The sequence below is a fragment of the Catenuloplanes atrovinosus genome, from assembly GCF_031458235.1.
GTDB classification, from domain to species: domain Bacteria; phylum Actinomycetota; class Actinomycetes; order Mycobacteriales; family Micromonosporaceae; genus Catenuloplanes; species Catenuloplanes atrovinosus.
In genome coordinates this window covers 3,227,067-3,245,882 of the sequence record NZ_JAVDYB010000001.1, presented here as the reverse complement: position 1 = coordinate 3,245,882, position 18,816 = coordinate 3,227,067, and the positions used below count along the sequence as shown (strand labels likewise).

At 73.0% G+C, this 18,816-nt stretch carries 18 protein-coding genes; 8 read left to right on the top strand and 10 right to left on the bottom strand.

All coding sequences use genetic code 11. The features are described 5' to 3' along the window. Positions 1–23: 23 nt before the first annotated feature. Complete coding sequence (locus J2S41_RS14585; RefSeq protein ID WP_310368037.1) at positions 24–608, top strand: TetR/AcrR family transcriptional regulator; 585 nt, start codon at positions 24–26, stop codon at positions 606–608. On the opposite strand, the gene J2S41_RS14580 is transcribed toward J2S41_RS14585, so the two are convergent. After that, complete coding sequence (locus J2S41_RS14580) at positions 583–891, bottom strand: hypothetical protein (RefSeq protein WP_310368032.1); 309 nt, start codon at positions 889–891, stop codon at positions 583–585. The genes J2S41_RS14585 and J2S41_RS14580 overlap by 26 nt on opposite strands. Before the next feature lie 9 nt (positions 892–900). After that, on the bottom strand, positions 901–1,482 hold the full coding sequence (locus J2S41_RS14575; protein WP_310368030.1) for a DinB family protein: 582 nt from the start codon (positions 1,480–1,482) through the stop codon (positions 901–903). Between the two features lie 121 nt (positions 1,483–1,603). Between J2S41_RS14575 and J2S41_RS14570 the strand changes: the two genes are divergently transcribed. Both J2S41_RS14570 and J2S41_RS14565 read left to right on the top strand, forming a co-directional pair. Beyond that, complete coding sequence (locus J2S41_RS14570; RefSeq protein ID WP_310368027.1) at positions 1,604–2,041, top strand: DoxX family protein; 438 nt, start codon at positions 1,604–1,606, stop codon at positions 2,039–2,041. Positions 2,042–2,066: 25 nt separating this feature from the next. After that, on the top strand, positions 2,067–4,031 hold the full coding sequence (locus J2S41_RS14565; protein WP_310368024.1) for a M6 family metalloprotease domain-containing protein: 1,965 nt from the start codon (positions 2,067–2,069) through the stop codon (positions 4,029–4,031). Positions 4,032–4,034: 3 nt separating this feature from the next. On the opposite strand, the gene J2S41_RS14560 is transcribed toward J2S41_RS14565, so the two are convergent. From J2S41_RS14560 to J2S41_RS14545, 4 genes are all read right to left on the bottom strand, one after another. Beyond that, a complete protein-coding gene (locus J2S41_RS14560) occupies positions 4,035–6,020 on the bottom strand; it encodes a serine/threonine-protein kinase (RefSeq protein WP_310368022.1) in 1,986 nt (661 codons plus the stop codon). A gap of 320 nt (positions 6,021–6,340) precedes the next feature. Continuing rightward, positions 6,341–9,136: a M36 family metallopeptidase gene (locus J2S41_RS14555; RefSeq protein WP_310368019.1), complete on the bottom strand. Its 2,796-nt coding sequence runs from the start codon at positions 9,134–9,136 to the stop codon at positions 6,341–6,343. A gap of 242 nt (positions 9,137–9,378) precedes the next feature. After that, on the bottom strand, positions 9,379–9,687 hold the full coding sequence (locus J2S41_RS14550) for a VOC family protein (protein WP_310368017.1): 309 nt from the start codon (positions 9,685–9,687) through the stop codon (positions 9,379–9,381). 43 nt (positions 9,688–9,730) lie between these two features. After that, entirely contained in the window at positions 9,731–10,609 is an 879-nt protein-coding gene (locus J2S41_RS14545) for a phosphotransferase (protein WP_310368015.1), read from the bottom strand. A 121-nt stretch (positions 10,610–10,730) separates the two neighbouring features. On the opposite strand from J2S41_RS14545, the gene J2S41_RS14540 reads away from it, so the two are divergent. The 3 genes from J2S41_RS14540 to J2S41_RS14530 all read left to right on the top strand — a co-directional run bounded on the left by J2S41_RS14540 (position 10,731) and on the right by J2S41_RS14530 (position 13,230). Further along, a complete protein-coding gene (locus J2S41_RS14540) occupies positions 10,731–11,687 on the top strand; it encodes a hypothetical protein (RefSeq protein ID WP_310368013.1) in 957 nt (318 codons plus the stop codon). 128 nt (positions 11,688–11,815) lie between these two features. Next, positions 11,816–12,796 carry an Acg family FMN-binding oxidoreductase gene (locus tag J2S41_RS14535; protein WP_310368011.1) on the top strand — a complete coding sequence of 327 codons (981 nt, stop codon included), beginning with the start codon at positions 11,816–11,818 and terminating at the stop codon, positions 12,794–12,796. Positions 12,797–12,801: 5 nt separating this feature from the next. Next, positions 12,802–13,230 carry a hypothetical protein gene (locus J2S41_RS14530; protein ID WP_310368009.1) on the top strand — a complete coding sequence of 143 codons (429 nt, stop codon included), beginning with the start codon at positions 12,802–12,804 and terminating at the stop codon, positions 13,228–13,230. A 1-nt stretch (position 13,231) separates the two neighbouring features. Here the strand turns inward: J2S41_RS14530 and J2S41_RS14525 are convergent, their stop codons facing one another. Beyond that, entirely contained in the window at positions 13,232–14,209 is a 978-nt protein-coding gene (locus J2S41_RS14525; RefSeq protein ID WP_310368007.1) for a pectate lyase family protein, read from the bottom strand. Positions 14,210–14,298: 89 nt separating this feature from the next. Here J2S41_RS14525 and J2S41_RS14520 point away from each other — a divergent pair, with 89 nt between their 5' ends. Next, a complete protein-coding gene (locus J2S41_RS14520) occupies positions 14,299–15,060 on the top strand; it encodes a nucleotidyltransferase domain-containing protein (protein WP_310368001.1) in 762 nt (253 codons plus the stop codon). Here J2S41_RS14520 and J2S41_RS14515 read toward each other — a convergent pair. After that, positions 15,042–15,323 carry an Rdx family protein gene (locus J2S41_RS14515; protein WP_310367999.1) on the bottom strand — a complete coding sequence of 94 codons (282 nt, stop codon included), beginning with the start codon at positions 15,321–15,323 and terminating at the stop codon, positions 15,042–15,044. The two genes, J2S41_RS14520 and J2S41_RS14515, sit on opposite strands and share 19 nt — an antisense overlap. A gap of 139 nt (positions 15,324–15,462) precedes the next feature. Between J2S41_RS14515 and J2S41_RS14510 the strand changes: the two genes are divergently transcribed. Then, positions 15,463–17,751 carry an immune inhibitor A domain-containing protein gene (locus J2S41_RS14510; protein WP_310367997.1) on the top strand — a complete coding sequence of 763 codons (2,289 nt, stop codon included), beginning with the start codon at positions 15,463–15,465 and terminating at the stop codon, positions 17,749–17,751. 44 nt (positions 17,752–17,795) lie between these two features. Here J2S41_RS14510 and J2S41_RS14505 read toward each other — a convergent pair whose 3' ends face one another. Further along, positions 17,796–18,239, bottom strand: a complete 444-nt coding sequence (locus J2S41_RS14505) for a hypothetical protein (protein ID WP_310367995.1) — start codon at positions 18,237–18,239, stop codon at positions 17,796–17,798. Positions 18,240–18,256: 17 nt separating this feature from the next. After that, the gene (locus J2S41_RS14500) at positions 18,257–18,814 is read right to left on the bottom strand and encodes an EndoU domain-containing protein (protein ID WP_310367992.1); all 558 of its coding nucleotides are present in this window, start codon (positions 18,812–18,814) and stop codon (positions 18,257–18,259) included. Positions 18,815–18,816 lie beyond the last annotated feature (2 nt).

Below are 18,816 nucleotides of genomic sequence, written 5' to 3'. Positions count from 1 at the left end.
ATGTCATCACTAGAATCGACGGCGTGGCGAGATGGGAGCCGGACGCACGGCAACGACTGGAGCGGGCCGCGATCGAGCTGTTCACCGAGCAGGGCTTCGCCGCGACCACGGTCCCGGAGATCACCGCGCGCGCCGGGCTGACCACGCGCACCTTCTTCCGTCACTTCGCCGACAAGCGCGAGGTGTTGTTCGCCGAGGACCGGGCGACCGAGGCCGCGTACCGGCTGATGGGTGAGGCGCCGCCGGACGCGGACCCGCTGACGCTGATCGTGGCGGGCCTGCGCGCGCTCGCGGCCGAGCGGTTCGAGCCGCGCCGCGACGACCTCCGCGCCCGGCGCGCGATCATCCGCTCCGACGAGGGCCTGCGCGAGCGGGAGCTGCGCAAGCGCGGCGCGCTGCACGACGTGGTCCGGGCCGCGTTCATCGACCGCGGACTCGCGCCCGCCACGGCCGCGCTGCTCGCCGAGATCGGCGCGACGCTGCTCTACGTCTCCCTGGAGGAGTGGCTGGACCGCGACGACGCGCGCCCGCTGGCCGACCTCATCCTCGACACGCTCGGCGAGCTGCGCGCGGTCCTGACGGTCAGTCCAGCGCCGGCCGATCGATGATCTCGACGTACCTGATCACGTCGTCGACCACGTCCAGGTTCAGCAGGCCGGCCCACGGCGGGACCAGCCATACGCACCGGTGGCCCGGGCCGTACGGCCCGTCCGGCGGCGGCCCGCTGTAGAGGCTCCGGCAGAAGTCGTCGCCGCACCCGCACTCCCGCACGATCCGCAGCGCGGGCACCCGGTCCGCCAGCCGGTGCTCGCCCGCGGCGCGGAGCGCGGCGGCCAGCTCGGCCGCGAGTCGCGGATACCGGTCGGCGACCAGTGGTGATTCCTGCGTCACCACACCTTTCTACTGGCCGACGCGGCCGTCGATGCGCTCCCGGAGCAGATCCGCGTGGCCGGCGTGGCGGGCGTACTCGTAGATGGTCCCGACCAGGACGTCGCGCAGCGACAGCGAGCCGCCGCCGCTGCCGTGCCGGTTGTCCGGGTCGTCGCCGGTGACGTCCAGGCTCGGCGCCGCCTCGACGAACCGGGTGGCGTAGTCGACCTCGGCGTGCCAGGCCGCCCAGGCCTCATCGACCAGGCGCGGATCCGTGACCGCGCCGTCGAAGTCGCCGTCGGGGTCGGTGTCGGAGCCGAACAGGCGCGGGGCGTCCTCGCCGGCCATCAGCACGCGGAACGTGGCGCGCTCGACGTCGGCCAGGTGCCGGATCAGGCCGAGCAGCGACATGGTGGACGGCGGGACGCTGCGGCGGGCCATCGCCTCCGCGTCCAGGCCCGCGCACTTCATCTCCACCGTGAGCCGGGCGACGCGCAGCGACTCGATCAGCGTGGTGCGCTCGTCCGCCATCGTGGGCCCGTGCTCGCGCGGGTCGTCGTCGGATGGCCTGCCGTCGGCGGTGAACATGTCGGCGCGTCGTGTCGTCCCCATGCCCGCATCCTCGGCGCCGGTTCCCGTACCGGCAAACGAATTACCAAGATATCGACTTGTATCAATATCTATGACACCCTGTGGAGATCGCGGTGGGTAGCCGATCTGATGCTAAGGAGTAATGATGTTCGAGCGACTGTCCGTGCCCGTTACCACATTGTTTCGGGTGGTCGTCGGGCTGATCTTCGCGGTGCACGGCTCCGCGACCGTGCTGGGACTCTTCGGCGGCAGCCGCGGCACCGGCGAGGCGGTCGCGGTCGGCCTCTGGCCCGGCTGGTACGCGGGTGTCATCCAACTCGTCGCGGGCACGCTCGTCGTGGTCGGCCTCGCCACCCGGGTGGCCGCGCTGCTCTGCTCCGGCTCGATGGCGTACGCCTACTTCGTGGTCCACCAGCCGGACGCGCTCGCGCCGGTGGCGAACGGTGGCGAGGCGGCGGCGCTGTTCTGCTGGGCGTTCCTGCTCATCGCGGTGCTCGGCCCCGGGCCGTACTCGCTGGACGCGCTGCTCACCCGGCGCACCCGGGCCGCGGCCACGCCCGAGTTGCAGCCGGCGTCCTGACCCCACGAGCGCGCGGAGAGAGCGGATGCAGCGTTCCCGGACGGCCGGCGCGATCGTCGCGGCCCTCGCCCTGTCACTGATCGTCGTTCCCGCCACCGCCGTCCGGGCCGCCCCCGCCGACCCGTTCCGCGTCCTCGACCCGCAGCGCTGGGAGAACCCCGACCACATGACCTGGGACGACTACGTCCCGGTGCCGGGCGCGGACTGGCCGGCCACCGGCTCGGAGCGCAACTTCGAGATCGCGCTGGTCACCCTGGACTATCCGGACCAGCCGTTCGTGGTCACCCAGGCGCCGCACTCCACGGTCTTCGGCAACCCGCAGCCGTCCGCGTCCGGCATCCCGCGCGAGGACGTGCCCGCGTTCTACCGCGACTTCCTCAACACGCCCGGCCCGCTCAACCGCGGCCACACGCTGCACGAGTACTGGATGGAGGACTCGTACGGCCGCTACGGCGTCGACCTGACCGCGTTCGGCCCGTACGAGATGCCGAACCCGGCCCACCAGTACGGCATCACGAACGACATGAACCCGGGCGCCTGCCCCGCGGGTGAGACGTGCGGCCGCGACCTGCGCGCGGACGGGCTCGGCGCGTGGCGCGCGCAGGTCGGCGACGAGGTCGCGGACTCCTACGAACTGGTCTTCATCCTCTCCGCCGGCCAGGACGAGTCGTCCACCTGGCAGGAGTTCGGCCAGATGCGCTTCGCCGGGCCGGCCGCGGTGAGCGAGGACTTCGGGCCGCCGGACCCGGCGCTGCCGAACGCGGCCGCGACCCGGTACGTACCGTGGACGTCGTGGGCCTCAGCGGCCACCATCTGGCCGAACGCGAGCGGCGGATCGTCCACCCAGGCGGAGAGCTCCGGCCAGGCCGTCTACGCGCACGAGCTCAGCCACCTGCTCAGCATCGGCGACAACTACAACAATCCGTACGGTACGCCGCTGCGCCGCGCCTACACCGGGCCGTGGAGCATGATGTCGCGCGGCTCGTTCAACGGCCCCGGCGGCCCGCACACGCGCTGGCAGATCCCGCCGGTCAACGGCGGCTCGCTGGGCTCGCTGCACACCATCCGGGACAAGCTGAAGATCGAGCTGATCGGCGAGGACCAGGTGCTGCGGCTCTCCCGCGAGGAACTGGCCGCGTCCGGGCTCGTGGTGGCCCGGGTGACCGCGCGCGCCGTGGCCACGCCCGGGCTCAACGGCATCACCATCGCGATGGACGACGACCGCGCACCGGCCTGCTCGGTCACCGCGGACGTGCTCTGCGACGGCGGCGGATACGACAACTACACGGTCGAGGTCGTCGACCGGATGGGCGCGGACTCGTTCACCCCGGACCACGGCGTGCTGATCAGCAAGACGAAGGACCAGGACCGCGCGCCGTTCCAGTGGGTGGTGGACGCGCACCCGGGCGACATCGGCCTTGTCGACTTCATCCGGCCGGACGGCACGCCACAGATGATCACCATGGGCGACTACCGGCAGCTCTCCGACGCGCTGTTCCACGCCGGCACCCGCTCCGGCGGCTTCTACGAGTACGTCGACGTGGCCAACCGGCTGCACTTCTACGTGCTCGACATCCAGCGCTCGCACGGCCGCGTGCTGTCGTACACGGTGGCGGTCCGCTCGCTGGACGGCGCCGGCGCCTCCACGCACGCGGCGTCGCTCTCCCCGGGCCGGCAGACCGCCCCGGCCACCTGCACGTTCACCCTGACCAACGCCGGCCGGTACGTGCCGGGCGGCGCCCACCCGGAGAACGCCGCCCGCTACCTCGGGTCCGACGTGTACCGCCTCTCCGCCTCGGTCACCGGCCGCGGCTGGCGCGCGGAACTGCCGAACGCGCTCGCGGTCGCCCGCGCCGGCGGCCGGACCACCGTGACCGTCGCGGTCGACGCCGGGCGCGGCGCCGCCCGTACCGGCGAGGTGTTCCTGACCGCCACCTCGGAGAGCGACCCGGCCGCGACGGCCACCCAGCGCTGCCGCGTCCGGCGCTGAGGCTCAATCCCCCAGCGAGTCGACCTCGATGTCGGTGAACGAGGCCCCGTACGGCGGGGTCTCGTCGCCGGGCGCGCTGACCAGCCCGACGGCGGCGGCGCGCCCGGCCGTGATGTCCGGCTCGGGCAGCGGCGACTCGGCGACGAGGACGCCGTCGTGACCGAACCGGACGGTGTCGTTCTCCACCACGACCTGCAGGCGCAGCGGCTCGTCCAGCGGCAGCGGCGTCTCCAGCGGCACCTCGCGGAGCAGGCGCCCGGTGCCGTCCTCGCGGTCGACCTCGATGCGGAACGCGGTCTCACAGGCGGTCAGGCGGTAGCTGCGCGGGATCTCCCAGTAGAGCCAGACGCCGAGGCAGGTGCCGGGCTTCTCCAGGCGCGCGGTGACCGAGACCGTGTGGTCGCCCTCGATCGGCGTCTCCGGGCCGGCGCAGATGTACTTGCCGGGCGTGATCCGCTGTGCGCGCAGCGCGCCGTCCCGGACGTCGCAGTTGGACTCCTCCTCGTCCACGATGTATGTGCCGTGCCACTGCCCGCCCTCGGTCAGCGCGTCGGTGACCACCGGGCTCCCGGGCGGCACGGTCAGCGCGGGCGGCGTGTCCTCGGCGGGCACGTCGGGCGTCTCGGCCTCCGCGTCGAGCTCGTCGCCGGCGGCCGCCCCGAACGCGCCGGCGGTGTGCGCGGCGAGCAGGCCTCCGCCGCCGACCACCGCGATCGCCAGGAGCACGACGAGCGCGCCGACGAGCAGCCGACCGCCCCCGCCCGCGCGCCGCACCGGAGCGGCCGGCACGGGCGGGCCGGGCGGATAGCCGTACCCGGGCGGCATTCCCGGACCGGCGGGCACGCCGGGACCGGCGGCGAAGCCGGGACTCGGGTGCATGGCCAGCGTGCGGTCCTCGTCGTGTGGGTAGCCCACGCCGACCGGCGACACCGGGGCCGGGCCGTACGGCGGGCCGGAGACCGGGCCGTACGGAGGCGGTGACCCCGGCGGTCCGGACGGTACGGGCGCGGGGAAGGGGCTCGCGGGCGCCGGGCCGAAGAGTGACTCCGGCGGCGTCTCCGTCGGCAGCGTGAAGGCCGGACCCGGGTTCTCCCGCATCTCGATCGCGGCCGTGCGCAGCGCCGGCTGCGTCTCCAGCGCGTCCGCCAGCTGCGGCGACCTCGCCGCGCCGCCGCCGATCAGCGCGTCCAGCAGGTCCCGCGCGGTCGGCCGGCGCGCCGGGTCGCGGTCCAGCGCGCGCTCCACCAGCGCGCGCAGCGGCCCGTCCAGGCCGCCCAGGTCCGGTGCCTGGGTGAGGATGCGGCCGAACACGGCCATCGGCGAGTCCGCGTGGAACGGCGGGCGCCCGGTCCCGGCGAACGCGACCACGCACCCCCAGGCGAACACGTCCGCCGCGGCGGTCAGCGGCCCGCCGGACTCGTCGAACCGCTCCGGCGCCATGTAGTTCGCGGTGCCGACGATCTGGCCGGTACGCGTGTGCTGGGTGGTCGACTCCCAGGCGCGCGCGATGCCGAAGTCGATCACCTTCGGCGTGCCGGGCGCGAGCAGCACGTTGTGCGGCTTGAGATCGCGGTGGATGACGCCGGCCCCGTGGATCGCGGTCAGCGCGGTGGCCACGCCGATCGCGACGGCGTGCAGGTTCGAGGCGGACAGCGGCCCGCGCCGGGCGACCTCATCGGCCAGCGAGGGACCGTCCACGAACTCGGTGACCAGGTACGGCCGGGGCGCGTCCGGATCCGCGTCGAGCACCTCCGCGGTGCAGAACGGCGGCACCTGGCGCACGCGCGCGACCTCGGACCGGAACCGCTTGCGGAACTCCTCGTCCGTGGCCATCTCCGCGTGCACGACCTTGACCGCGACCGGCCGCCCGCCCGGGTCGTGCGCGAGGAACACCACGCCCATGCCGCCCGCGCCCAGCCGGGCACTCACCCGGTAGGGCCCGATCAGCTCGGGGTCTCCCGGCCGCAGCGGCGTTCCGCGCTCGATCACATCCAGCTCCCTTGCCCGACGACCGGCAGGTCCGAGAGCCTAGCGCGCACCGAATGACGATCCGTTGCCGACCGTCCGACGTGCGCTCAGCGCCCGTCACCGGGCTTCTCCGGCTCGGCCAGGTGCCGGCCCTTGTCCAGCAGCGCGTCGCGGGCCGCGACCGCCAGCGCCATCCGTCTCGTGCGGGCCGCGCAGCTCGATCACGGGTACGCCGGTCGCGGCCGGCCGCCGGCGGACCAGGCCGGTCATCCACGCGGCACGGTGGAACCCCCTCTCCCGGCGTGATCATCCGGCCGGGCAACCGGGAGAGGGGGGATTGGTCACCGTCCGTAGACCTGGAATTCGGAGACGCGGACCTGATCGCGGAACGGGCTGTTCGTGGCGCAGTCCGTGCCCGCGGCCGGGTCGTCGTCCTGCTCACCGGCGTACCGCGGGTTGCCGGTGCACTGGCTGTTCAGGACCTCGAGGCGCAGGTGGGTGGCGTGCGTCGGCGGGATCCGGAACGTGCGGAGGTTGAGCGACGGCGCGTTCGGCCGGAAGTCCGGGGACGGGAACGCGTCCGACGGGCTGATGTAGACCTTGCGGAAACCGGCGTCCGTGGTGCAGTCCGACCGGGTGGCGTCGCACGCCCACACCGCGAACGAGCGCAGCGCCGAGAACCGGTTCTGCGGGTTCGCCGGGTCGGCATCGGTGAGGATCGCGGGCCGCAGCAGCGCGCTGACGTTCACGGAGGTGACCAGGCGGCGGTCCTCGCCCGCCAGGTCGACGGTGAGCGCCTGGCCGCGGACGCCGGTCAGCGAGGCCCAGTTCGTACCCTCGGTGTCGTCGATCAGCTTGTCCAGGTTGACGCCGGGGCCGGTCACCGTGGCGCCGCTCGCGGCCGAGGCCAGGTTCTGCCTCAGGTCGACGCGCAGCGTCTCGGTGCGGCCGGGCCGGAACGAGGCGGACAGCCGCTGGTGGCCGTACCCGGCACCGGCGGCCACGAAGTCGAGCTTGACGCCCGGCACCACCTCGAACGTGTCGCCCAGCGGCGTGGCCGGATCGGTATCCGCGATCGGCGTGACCCGGGCCTCGTAGTGGCCGGCGAAGACCTGCACCGGCCCGGACGCCTTCACCGTCACGGTCGCGTTCCGCGCGTGCGGCGAGGCGAAGCTCGGCACCGGCTGCGCGTCGGACGGGCCGCTGGTGGCGTCGCGGCCCATGCCGGACTCCGCGAACACGTCCCACATCAGCTTTTGGTTCGCGCCGCCGAACCGGGCCAGGTCCGCGGCCAGCATGTTGTCGCGCATCTCCAGCATGCTGAACTGGCTGCCGGCCTGGAGCAGGAACGAGTCGAACATCAGCTGCATCCAGCGCCGGTTGCCCGGGCAGCGGGACGCGTCGACCTTGCCCTCGGCGCAGCGCTTCTGCAGCTCGGGCGTGCCGTCGCCGTATCGGGCCAGGAACGCCTTGCGCAGCCGGACCTGGGTGGCGCTCCAGATCTCGCCGTCCGCGTGCACCTGCTGGCCGACGATGTCGTACGCCACGTCGGAGAAGTTGAGCGGGCTGCGGCTGGAGTCGTAGTTGCGGATGCCGTTGACGTCGTTGCCGGTGACGTACGCGCCGGTCACGAACGGCGTGTCGCCGGCCGCGCGGAGCCCGTTCTCGTACAGGTACTCCATGGCGAGCAGGTCGCTCCAGGACTCACCCATCGAGCCGCCCTGCACCGATCCGATGCCGGTGTCCGGCCCGGCGATCATCCGGTTGGTGATCGCGTGGCCGTACTCGTGCCCGATCACGGTCATGTCGTAGTCGCCGTCCACGCACGGCGGGTAGGACGTGCCCGCGATCGGCTGCCACAGGTACATGTTGGTGGTCGGCGGCAGCCCGTCGCGCGGCGTCGCCTGGTTCGCGTTGTTCCGCGAGCCGGTCAGCGCGCCGGCCTGCGCCCGCCCGTTCTCCGGGTCGTCGCCCAGCCCGGCGCCGGACGTGTTGACCAGCTGCATGTTCCAGGCCGACTCGGTGAAGCCCAGGTGGTACGACCAGTCGTGCATCCGGTTGTGCATCGCGAACAGGTTCGCCACCGCGGCGTCCGCGTCGTTGCGCTGCGGGGAGGTGTAGACCTCCGGGTTGCACCCCGACTCGTTCCACTGGTCGGTGAACGGGTACGTGTAGTTGCGGTCCTCGCGCGGCGCGGCCGGGAACGCCGGGGTGGTGCCGCCCCAGTTGACCACGTTGTTCGCCGAGTTGCCGCGCGTGGTGAACGAGGGCGTGCCGGTGGCCGGGTCCAGGTCCCACGGCGCGCCGGTGTCCGCGGTCGCCACCGTCCTGGAGCAGCCCGGCTTCGGCTCGAAGCACCACAGCGCGCGCTGGTTGCGCTGGTTCGGCGTGGAGGGGAACACCGCCCACGTGGGGTTGTCCGAGTCCGCGTCGACCAGGTCCTCGCGCACCAGCACGCCGCCGGTGCGGGCGTCCACATAGGTCATCACCGCGGTCGGCATGCCGCCGGCCGGGAGCGCGGTCGCGGTCACCGCGAACGCGGTGCGCGGCCCGTCCGCCGGCGTCGGCACGGCCACGGTCTGCACGCTGGCCGGCGTGTCCGCGGGAAGCCGCACGTCGGCCAGCGCGGTCGCCACGGCCTGCTCCGCGGTGATGGTCGCCGCCTCCGGCGCGGCGGTGTCGCGGGACAGCGAGCTGGTCACGCGCAGCACCGTGCCGCCGCGGACCAGCAGCGTCGCCAGCCCGTCGAAGCCGGCCGGCAGGTCGCCGAACCGCTGCCGCAGCGTCACCACGGTGGCGTCGCCGAGCGGGCGCTGGAGCAGCACGTCCATCGCGTCGACCGCGGCGGCGTCCAGCCCGTACGCCGGCTCGCCCTTGAGGTAGGCGCGCGCGGCCGCGACCGGCTCGGCCGGCAGGCCCTCGGCCAGCGCGCCGGGGCCCTCCGCACGCGGCGTGCCGAGCGCGTTGAACCGGGCGTCCGGTGCGGCGCCGCGCTGCCGCGCCGACGGCGTCGCCACCCCGCCGCGGTTGTCCAGGTCCAGGCTGCGGTGCTCGTGTTCGTCGCCGGGCGGCGCGGAGTCGCGCATCGACGTCCCGGCCAGTGCCGGTGCCGGCGCGGGCTCCAGCACCGCGAACATGCTCGTACCAAGCAGGAGGGCGACGGCACCGGCCGTCACCCTCCGTGGTCTGTGATCGATGTGTCTGCGCACGATCGTCCCCTCTCGTCCGCGTCGCCGCGGCGCCCTACCGATTGCGCGATCTAGATGCGTGGATACGCGATCGAGGGGCGGCGCACAAGGCCGTCCGGGGCACCCGCGTGTGTCGCCTCGATTTCGTGCCTGGTCAGGCGCGAGGGTGGGCCGGCGATATGGCCAAGCTGTTATGACCGGGCCGCGCCCGGCCACCACGCCGCCCACGCCCGTGGCGAACGCACCGATGTTCGGCGGGCCGGCCGCGGCTGCGGATCGCCGCGCTCGCCGAGATAGACCCAGCCGTCCCGCGACGGCCCGGCCTCCCGGCCGAGCAACTCCGCCCAGAACCGCGCCACCCGCACCGGATCGACACAGTCGATGGTGACCCCGCTCCACACGGCCGCCATGCCGGTCAGGCGCCGATCCGGCATCTCCAGCGCGCCGAGATCGTCGTCGCGCCACCTCCGCAACGTGAGCCGCTCCGTCTCCAGCTTCATGATCACGAACCCTGCTGCCGGCCCCGCGTACGTGCCCCGGGCGTCACGCGAAGCGGGGTGCAGGGCCGGCTTTGCGGTCCAGCAAGGGGGAGTGTTTGTGCAGATGGGCGAGTTGCCAGGAGACGGAGGAGTGGCCGGGCGGGGTGGAGGTGAGATCGATGAACATCCACGCCCAGTAGCAGGGGCGGATGAGGTGCCACTCCAGGTCGGAGAGGGGGCGGACCTCGTCGTAGCCGAGCAGGACGTCGTCCTGGTAGCCGCGCCAGGAGAGGGCGAAGTCGGCGACCTGGAACGTGAGGTGGGTGCCCTCGAAGTCGAGCAGGCCGGTGAGGCGGTCGCCGTCGAAGAGGAGGTTCCACGGGGTGAAGTCGCTGTGGATGACGCTGCGCGGCGCGTCCGGGTGCGGGTGCGCGGCGAACCAGGCGACGGCCGCCTCGCGGCAGCGGCGCAGCGGGACGGCGGACGACGGGTCGATCCGCTCGTACGCGCGCAGCCAGCGGTCGAGGGCCGGATCGCTGACCACCGAGGCCGGGTCGGCGAAGCCGTTGCGCTGGACGGTGATGCCGGTGGCGGCGGCGGAGGCGTGCAGTTCCGCCAGCAGCCGGCCGCGATGTCGCCGCTCGCCGGGCTGCTGCCGGGGGCGTGGCCGGCCGGGCAGGTGGTGGAAGAGCGCCCAGGTGCCGGTGGCGGCCGGGATCGGCTCGTCGGCGAGCCGCGGGGTGGGCCAGCCGAGCGCGTGCAGCGCGTCCGCGACCCGGACCGGGTAACGCCAGTCGGGGTACGTGGCGTCGTCGAAGAACTTGACCACCAGCGGGACGCCGTCGCGGCGCGCCGCCCAGGTGCCGGCCGGCCGGTCGCCGAGCACCGGGCCGGGCGTCACCCGCCAGCGCGCGCTCACCCCGGGATCGACCGCGTGCTCCACAGCCACACATGGTAGGCGGATTTCCCGGGAACGGCCGCAACCGATGGCGGGGCACGGGCGTGTTCTCCACGTCGAGCGGCCGCCACACGGGGATCGGCCGCGGGCCAACGGGGAGACGAAGATGCGCAGTCCACTGAAGACGGTCATGTCCGCGGTCGTGTTCGCCACCGTCGCGCTGAGCGCGAGCCCGGCCGCGGCGGCGCCGGCCACCGGGTGCGGCCTCACCTTCCTGCCGCTGCCGGACGGCGCCACCCGCGGATTCGTCCGGGAGGGCGAGGTCACCGGGCGGTACGCGGTGGGGCACGCGTTCATCGACGGCCGGCAGGAGTCGGTGATCTGGAAGGACGGCGTGCCGTTCGTGCCGAGCCTGCCGTTCGGCGAGGGCGGGCTGACGGACGTCAACTCGACCGGCGTCGCGGTCGGCTACGGCCTGAACATGGACGGTACGTCCAGCCCGGTCGCCTGGAGCCAGGACGGCGGGGTCTCGGCGCTGCCGGTGCCGGACGACGGCTGGAGCGTCCAGGCCGTGGCCACCAACGAGCGCGGCGACATCGTCGGCACCGCCACCGACCCGGACGACGTCGACGGGAAGTACACGCTGGTGTGGCGCGCGGGCGCGGACGAGCCGCAGATCCTGCCGTACGGCGACGTCACCAACGCGGTCGACATCGACGAGGACGGCACGGTGCTGGCGCAGGCCGGCACCATGACCTCCGCCGGGCCGGCGCTGGTCTGGGACCCGGAGACCGGCACGGTCACCTCGCTGGGCGAGGGGTCGGTCGGCACCGCGATCCGCGGCGGCTACGTCACCGGCTGGGAGAACCGGACGGACCGCTCGGTCACCATGCGCTGGGACCTCGACGGCACCGACGTCGAGATCGCGGAGCTGGGATACGCGCTGACCGTCACCTCGGACGGCCACGTGGCCGGCCTCGGCTCGGTCATCGTGCGCGGCGACGGCACGCTGATCCAGGCGGAGGAGCCGGCCTTCGCCATGGGCATCGAGTACCTGGCGGACAACGGCACCGCCTACGGGTACGCGGACTACGCGCCGGCCATGTGGACCGGCTGCCGCTGATCGCGACCGGCGCCCGCGCCCGGCCCTCGCCGGCCGCGCGCGGGCACGGCCGTGTCCGGACGGGTCTTCCGCCCCTGGCCCCGCGCCGCGTCCCGGCGGAGGCTGGGGGTGACCGAGGGAGGCGCACCATGACCGCGACGATGGAACGTACGTCCACATCGGACATGCCGGCGGCGGCACCCGGATGGCTGGCCGCCGCGATCGCGGCGCCGTCCGTGCACAACACGCAGCCGTGGCGGTTCGCGGTGGACGGCAACCGGATCCGGGTGCTGGCCGACCACGACCGGGGCCTGCGCGTGATCGATCCGGCGGGCCGCCAGCTCCTGATGAGCGTGGCCGCGGCCGCGTTCAACCTGCGCCTGGCGATCCGCGCGCACGGCCGCGTCCCGCTGCACCGGGTGCTGCCGTCGCCGGGCGTGGTGCTCGCGGTGGTGCCCGCGGCGAACAGCCGCCCCCGCCCGAGCGTGCTGCGGCTGCGCGCCGCCGTCGGCGCGCGGCGCACCAGCCGGGCGCCGTTCGTGGACGCGCCGCCGTCGCGGGCGGCGCTGCGGGAGCTGTTCGCCGCCGCCGCGATCGAGGGCGCGGAGCTGTCCGTCTGCCCGCCGCTCACCCGGGACTGGCTGCTCACGGTCGGCCGCGCGGCGTCGGAGCGGCTGCTCACGTCGGCCGCCTACCGGGACGAACTGGCCGCCTGGACCGGGTCGTGCGACCGGTTCGACGGCGTGCCGGAGAGCGCATTCGGCGCGCCGGACGCGCGGCGGCGCATCCCCGGGCGGTGGTGCGGCGCCGGCCGGCCGGTGCCGTTCGAGGCCGCGCCCACGCTGGCGGTGCTGACCACCGCGTACGACGGTCCGCGCGCCTGGGTCGACGCCGGCCAGGCGTTGCAGCGGGTGCTGCTCACCGCGGCGGTGTACGGGCTGTCCGCGCAGCCGCTCCAGCAGGCGCTCGAGGTGCCCGAGCTGCGCGCGCGGGTGAACGCGCGGTTCGGCGGGCGGCGCGTCCAGGCGGTGCTGCGGATCGGCCGGGCGACGGTGGCGCCGGCCGCGACGCCACGCCGTCCGGTTCCCGACCTGCTCGCCCCACGGCGGTACGGCGTCGTGCCAGAATGACCGGCGTGGCCGAGCAGTATCTCACCGCGTACGTCGTCGATGGCGCGTTTCCGCAGGCCGCCGCGGGTCTCGGTGAGCCGGTCGGCGAGGCGACGCTGCCCGGCCGGCACTGGCACGAGCTGACCCCGGCGTTCCGCGCCTGGGGGCTGACCGCGCTCGCGGAGCTGTGGTCGACGCCGTGGAACTCGCCGGACGACGCGGACCCGTGGCCCTTCCCGATGTACGCGGACCCGGCCCACGCCTCCAGGATCGACGCGGAGCTGACCGCGTTCGACGTCGAGCGCGTGCACGACTCCCACGAGCTCCTCCCCGGCGGCGACGACGATGCCGCCGAGGAGGTCGAGTGGCTGCTGGACGAGAAGTTCCCGACCTGGTTCGCGGCCGCGCGCACCGCCGGGCTCGGGCTCTACCTGCTGCGCGACGGCGCGAGATGAGTCAGATCCGGCCGACGCCCACGCCGGCGCGGACCAGCGACGGCATGGCCGCGGCCGGGTCGGGGGAGTAGGCGTAGTACGTGCGCGGCTCGGTCACGGTGCCGGCGGTCTGCGGTGCGCCGGAGTTCACGTAGACGTTGTTCCGCTCGACCAGCCGGCCGGGGCCGCTCTCGTCGTATCCGACGTACGCCGGGTGGGCCACGTTCTCGAAGTAGTTGTACTCGACCAGCACGCCCGCGTCCTCGGTGGACGCCACCCCGTACAGCTCGTTGTTCAGGAAGTGGTTGTTGTAGACGTGGACCGGGTCGCCGAAGCGCACCCGCGGGTGCCGCTGCGCCGTACCCTCGAAGAGGTTGTGGTGGTAGGTGACACGCAGGTGCCCGCGGTCTGCCGTGTACGTGTCGGAGTGCCCGACCAGCGTGGTCTTGCTGTGATCGTGGAAGTGGTTCCACGAGATCGTGACGTAGTCGGACGCGCGCTTGACGTCGAGCAGCCCGTCGTACCCGTTGGACAGGTCGTTGTGGTCGATCCAGACGTGGTGGGCCGCGTTCGTGACGCTGATCGAGTCGTCCGACGCGTTGACGAACGTCAGGTTCCGGATGATCACATTGTTGCCGGGCCGGGTGGTCGAGCCCAGCTGGAGGCCGCCGCCGTCGATCACGCCGGAGGTGCCGACGCCGATGATGCTCTTGTCGGCCACCACCGTGACCATGTCGTCGAACGTGATCCGGCCGCCGACCAGGATGGTGTACGGCGTGTTGCGGCCCGCGTAGTGGGCGAGGTCGGTGGCGTTGGTGACCGTGACGGTCGGGCCGGCCGCGCCGCCGGTGGTGCCGGACAGGCCGAGCGCGGGCACGGAGGCGAAGCCGTCCGCCGTGGCCGGCGCGGCCGTCGCGTGCCGGGGGAGGCCCGTGGCGGCGGCGACACCGGCCGCGCCGGCGAGCAGGAGACGGCGGGAGACGCGTGGAGTGGAGGACATGGAGCGGATCCCTTCGTGGACGGGGCGGATGGGAAAGCGCTTTCCCGCACGGTAGGCCAACGCAGTGACGGACGTCAATGGAGGCGTGGGTGGACGACGCGCGGCTGACCGGGATCGCGACGGAATTGGCCGGGATCGGCGGCGTGCGAGCCGTGGTGCTGGGCGGCAGCCGGGCGCGCGGCACGCACCGGCCGGACTCCGATTACGACCTCGGGCTCTACTACCGCGACGACCTCGACGTCGCGGCGCTGCGCGCGCTCGCCGCGCGGATCACCGGCCACGACACCGAGGTCACCGCGCGCGGCGGCTGGGGCCCGTGGGTGGACGGCGGCGGCTGGCTGACCGTGGACGGCGTGCGCGTGGACTGGATCTACCGCGACCTCGGCCGGGTGGAGCGGGTGTGGGCGGACTGCCGCGCCGGGCGGTACGAGATCGGCTTCCAGCCCGGCCACCCGCTCGGGTTCTACTCCCACACGTACGCCGGTGAACTCGCGCTGTGCCGCCCGCTGGCCGTGGACGCGGACGTCACCGCGCTGCGCGCGCGGACCCGCGACTATCCGTCCGCGCTCGGCGAGGCGCTGGTCGCGGGCCTCTGGGAGGCCGACTTCATGATCGGCATCGCGTCCAAGGTCACCGACCCGGTCTACCGCGCCGGCTGCCTGTTCCGGCTGGTCGGCGTGGTCTGCCAGGCGATGCACGGGCGCGCCGGGCGCTGGCTGATCAACGAGAAGGGCATGGTCGAGTCCGCCGCCGCGCTGCCGGGCGCGCCGGCCGGATTCGCGGACCTGGCGCGGGCCGCGGTGCGCGACCTGGACGCGGCGACGGAGCTCGTTCAGCGTTTCTCGGAGTGACCCAGGCTCATGTCCGGTGCGATACGGTCCCGTACCAATCGCTTGAGTTCGGTGATTTCCGGGTGCGCGCCCCGTTCCTTCCGGGACCAGAGCGGCTCGCCGTCGAGGCGCACGTCGAAGACGCCGCCGGTGCCCGGCACCAGCGCCACCTCGCCCAGCCGCACCCCGAACGTGGTGAGCAGTTCCTGCGCGGTCCAGGCTGCCCGCAGCAGCCAGCGGCACTGCGTGCAGTACTCGATCTCGAGCCTCGGTTGCCGTGTCACATATCGAAGTATGGCGGGTGAATTCTGCCGTGGAGCCCGGAATGACGCGGGTCACGAACGGCGAAATGCAGACCTTTGCATGTCTGAATCGGCGGTGTAGCGTGCTTGAATCTCCGTCACCTGGGGAAGGAGCCCCCTCTTGCACGGCCACCTCAGAGCCGTCCTCGCGGGCGCCACCGCGGCCGCGACGATCAGCCTCTTCCTCACCGCACCGACCGCCGCGACCGCCGCGACCCCGGCCTCACCCCCGGCCGCCGACGGCGAGCCGCGCACCCCGGTCAAGTCCGACGACCTCGACCACCCGCTCGGCGAGTCCTACCAGGCCGCCCGCGAGGAGGCGCTCACCAAGCTGCTGGCCGGCGAGGCGCGCACCGAGCAGCGCAACGGTTCCGAGGTCGTGCGCCTCGGCGGCGACCGCTGGGTCGAGGTCCGGCAGAAGCCCAAGACCGACCCGGTGCTGACGTTCCTCGTCGAGTTCGGCACGCAGACGCTGCCGCAGACCGGCGGCACGCCCGGCCCGCTGCACAACCAGCTGCCCGAGCCGAACCGGGCCAACGACAACACCACGCTCTGGGAGCCGGACTTCAGCCGGGCGTACTACCAGGAGCTCCTCTTCAGCACGAAGAAGGAGTCGATGACCACGTTCTACACCGCGCAGTCCGGTGGGCGATACACGGTGACCGGCGAGGTCAGCGACTGGGTGACCGTGCCGTACAACGAGGCGCGGTACGGCAGCAACACCTGGGAGGGCGGCGCCGGCTACCAGGACTTCGTCAAGGACGCCGCCACCGCGTGGTACCAGGCGCAGGTCGCCGCCGGGCAGACCCCCGCCCAGATCACCGCGTCGCTGGCGAAGTACGACGTGTGGGACCGCTACGACTTCGACACCGACGGCGACTTCAACGAGCCGGACGGCTACATCGACCACTTCCAGGCCATCCACGCCGGCGAGGGCGAGGAGGCCGGCGGCGGCGCGCAGGGCGCCGACGCGATCTGGTCCCACCGCGGCTACACCTACCAGGGCGACTACGGGCAGACCGGCCCGGAGAACAACCGGCTCGGCGGCGTGCCGATCGGCGACAGCGGCCTGTGGATCGGCGACTACACCACCGAGCCGGAGAACGGCGGCCTCGGCGTCTTCGCCCACGAGTACGGCCACGACCTCGGCCTGCCCGACCTGTACGACACGCAGGGCGGCGACAACGGCACCGGCTTCTGGACGCTGATGTCCGCCGGCTCGTGGCTGTCCCGCGACCCGGAGAACATCGGCTCCATGCCCGGCTACATGGGCGCCTGGGAGAAGCTGTTCCTCGGCTGGCTCGACTACACCACGGTCAAGCCCGGGCAGAAGAAGACCGTCGTGCTCGGCCAGGCCGCGGACGCGAAGGGCCCGCTTCCGCAGGCCGTGGTCGTCCCGCTGCCGGAGCAGACCGTCGTCACCGAGTACAACACCCCCCACTCCGGCGAGTACGAGTGGTGGGGCGGCGACGCGAACGACCTGAACAGCATGCTCACCCGGACGCTCGACCTCACCTCCGCGACCACGGCGTCGCTGACCACCAAGGCGTGGTACGAGATCGAGGCCGGCTACGACTACCTGTACGCCGAGGTGTCCACGGACGGCGGGAGCCGGTGGACGCGGGTCGGCTCGCCGCTGACCGGCTCCAGTGAGGGCGAGTGGGTCGACCTGACCTACGACCTGACCCGGTTCGCCGGGCAGACCGTGCAGTTCCGGTTCCGCTACCAGACCGACGGCGGCGTCCACTTCGCCGGCGCGTTCCTCGACGACCTCACGCTCGTCGTCGACGGCGCTCCGGTGTGGACGGACGACGTCGAGTCGGCCGACTCGGCGTGGACCGCGCGCGGGTTCACCCGGTTCACCGGCACGCTGACCCGCGTCGCGCCGCGGTACTACATCGCGGAGTGGCGCACCTACACCGGCTACGACAAGGTGCTCAAGACCGGGCCGTACAACTACGGGTGGTCGAACACGCGGCCGGACTGGGTGGAGAAGTTCCAGTACCAGGACGGCCTGCTGGTCTGGTACGTCAACGACGCCTACACGGACAACGACACGATCAACCACCCGGGCGGCGGCGCGGTCCTGCCGGTCGACGCCCGGCCGGAACCGATCGTGTTCCCGGACGGGGCGCGGCTCGGCAACCGGCGGCAGCCGTTCGACGCCACGTTCGGCGTGCAGCGCACCGACGCGGTCACGTTCCACCGCAACGGCGTGCCGGTCACGGTGCCGTCCCGCCCGCCGGTCACCACGTTCGACGACTCCGACCCGAACCGGTACTACTCGGCGGCGAACCCGCAGGGATCGGTGCAGGTCGCGGGCCTCGGAGTCAAGATCCAGGTGCTGACGGAGTGGTCGCTGATCGCGCCGTTCACCGTCGTCACGGTCACGTCACCCAAGCAGCGCTGAGCTCACCTTTCGGCCGCCGGGACCTCGGCCCCGGCGGCCGTCTTTCAGAAGAGCCGGCCACGGTACGGGTGAGGCCGTCCCCAGGTCTGCTCCCAGAGCAGCAGATGGGCCTCCGGTAGCGACAGCTCCGGCCAGAACGCGCGGTATGTCCCCGGCCGCTCGGGAATGGTCAGCAGGAAGCGCCAGTAGTCCTCCAGGACCGGCCGAACCTCGTCCAGCGAGTATTCGGCCCGTTGATCAAGCGCATAGCGGTTCTGAAAACGCATGCCGGCGGCGTCCACCGTGACGTCGTAGCTCTCGCTGTCCCAGGGCTCCGGGGTGTCGCCGCGAGCCGCGTCGTCGAGCATGGCGAGCGCGTCCAGAGCCACGCCGTGGTTCTTGGAGACCTCGCTGATCAGCCAGGCGCCGAGCGGGAAGTAGCGTTCGGCCCTGCCCTTGAAGATCGGCAGATCCCACTCCGGGTCCAGCTCGAATCGCAGATCCGTCATGATCTTGACTCCCGATGTCAGAGGACCGGCCAGCCGTTGCCGAGGAGTCTATTTCCGGCGGCGTCGGTAAGGATGTTGCCGTTCTGGTCGCGTTGATACCAGCCTTCGATCGTGACGCCACGGTGGGAGCCCCGCCACAGACCGGGATCCGGTCCGCCGGGATACGGCGGCGGGACCGCGCTCGACCGGGCGAATGCGTCCGGCACCGCCGCGTCGACCTGCGCCGGAGTCCAATGATCCGGGAAAAACGTGCTGTAGCCGCCGAACCCGCTCTTGCTCCGCCAGACCGGCGGGTTGACCGACCTGTCGAGGATCTGCGGCTTGGCCTTGTATGGGCCGTTGGGCGTCGGCCGGATGATCGAGGCCGGGTCGATCCGGCGATCCGGAAAGTCCCGCCCACCCGGTCGGTAGTGATAGCCGACCACGCGTGGATGCGTGCCCTGCCGGATCTCGCCGCGGAACAGGTGGTCGCGCTGCTGTGGGGGCAGGCGGCCGGGACGGTTGCGGCGGTTGGCCTTGCGGAGGAAGGAGAGGGCGGCGGAGACCAGGCCCGCTCCGCCCCGGCGGCGGGGCATCG

Excerpts from the sequence above, each read along its gene's own strand:
- J2S41_RS14575 (WP_310368030.1), bottom strand. The coding sequence starts at position 1,482 with ATGGGGACGACACGACGCGCCGACATGTTCACCGCCGACGGCAGGCCA.
- J2S41_RS14570 (WP_310368027.1), top strand. The coding sequence starts at position 1,604 with ATGATGTTCGAGCGACTGTCCGTGCCCGTTACCACATTGTTTCGGGTG.
- J2S41_RS14565 (WP_310368024.1), top strand. The coding sequence starts at position 2,067 with ATGCAGCGTTCCCGGACGGCCGGCGCGATCGTCGCGGCCCTCGCCCTG.
- J2S41_RS14555 (WP_310368019.1), bottom strand. The coding sequence starts at position 9,136 with ATGTTCGCGGTGCTGGAGCCCGCGCCGGCACCGGCACTGGCCGGGACG.
- J2S41_RS14550 (WP_310368017.1), bottom strand. The coding sequence starts at position 9,687 with ATGAAGCTGGAGACGGAGCGGCTCACGTTGCGGAGGTGGCGCGACGAC.
- J2S41_RS14540 (WP_310368013.1), top strand. The coding sequence starts at position 10,731 with ATGCGCAGTCCACTGAAGACGGTCATGTCCGCGGTCGTGTTCGCCACC.
- J2S41_RS14535 (WP_310368011.1), top strand. The coding sequence starts at position 11,816 with ATGACCGCGACGATGGAACGTACGTCCACATCGGACATGCCGGCGGCG.
- J2S41_RS14525 (WP_310368007.1), bottom strand. The coding sequence starts at position 14,209 with ATGTCCTCCACTCCACGCGTCTCCCGCCGTCTCCTGCTCGCCGGCGCG.
- J2S41_RS14505 (WP_310367995.1), bottom strand. The coding sequence starts at position 18,239 with ATGACGGATCTGCGATTCGAGCTGGACCCGGAGTGGGATCTGCCGATC.
- J2S41_RS14500 (WP_310367992.1), bottom strand. The coding sequence starts at position 18,814 with ATGCCCCGCCGCCGGGGCGGAGCGGGCCTGGTCTCCGCCGCCCTCTCC.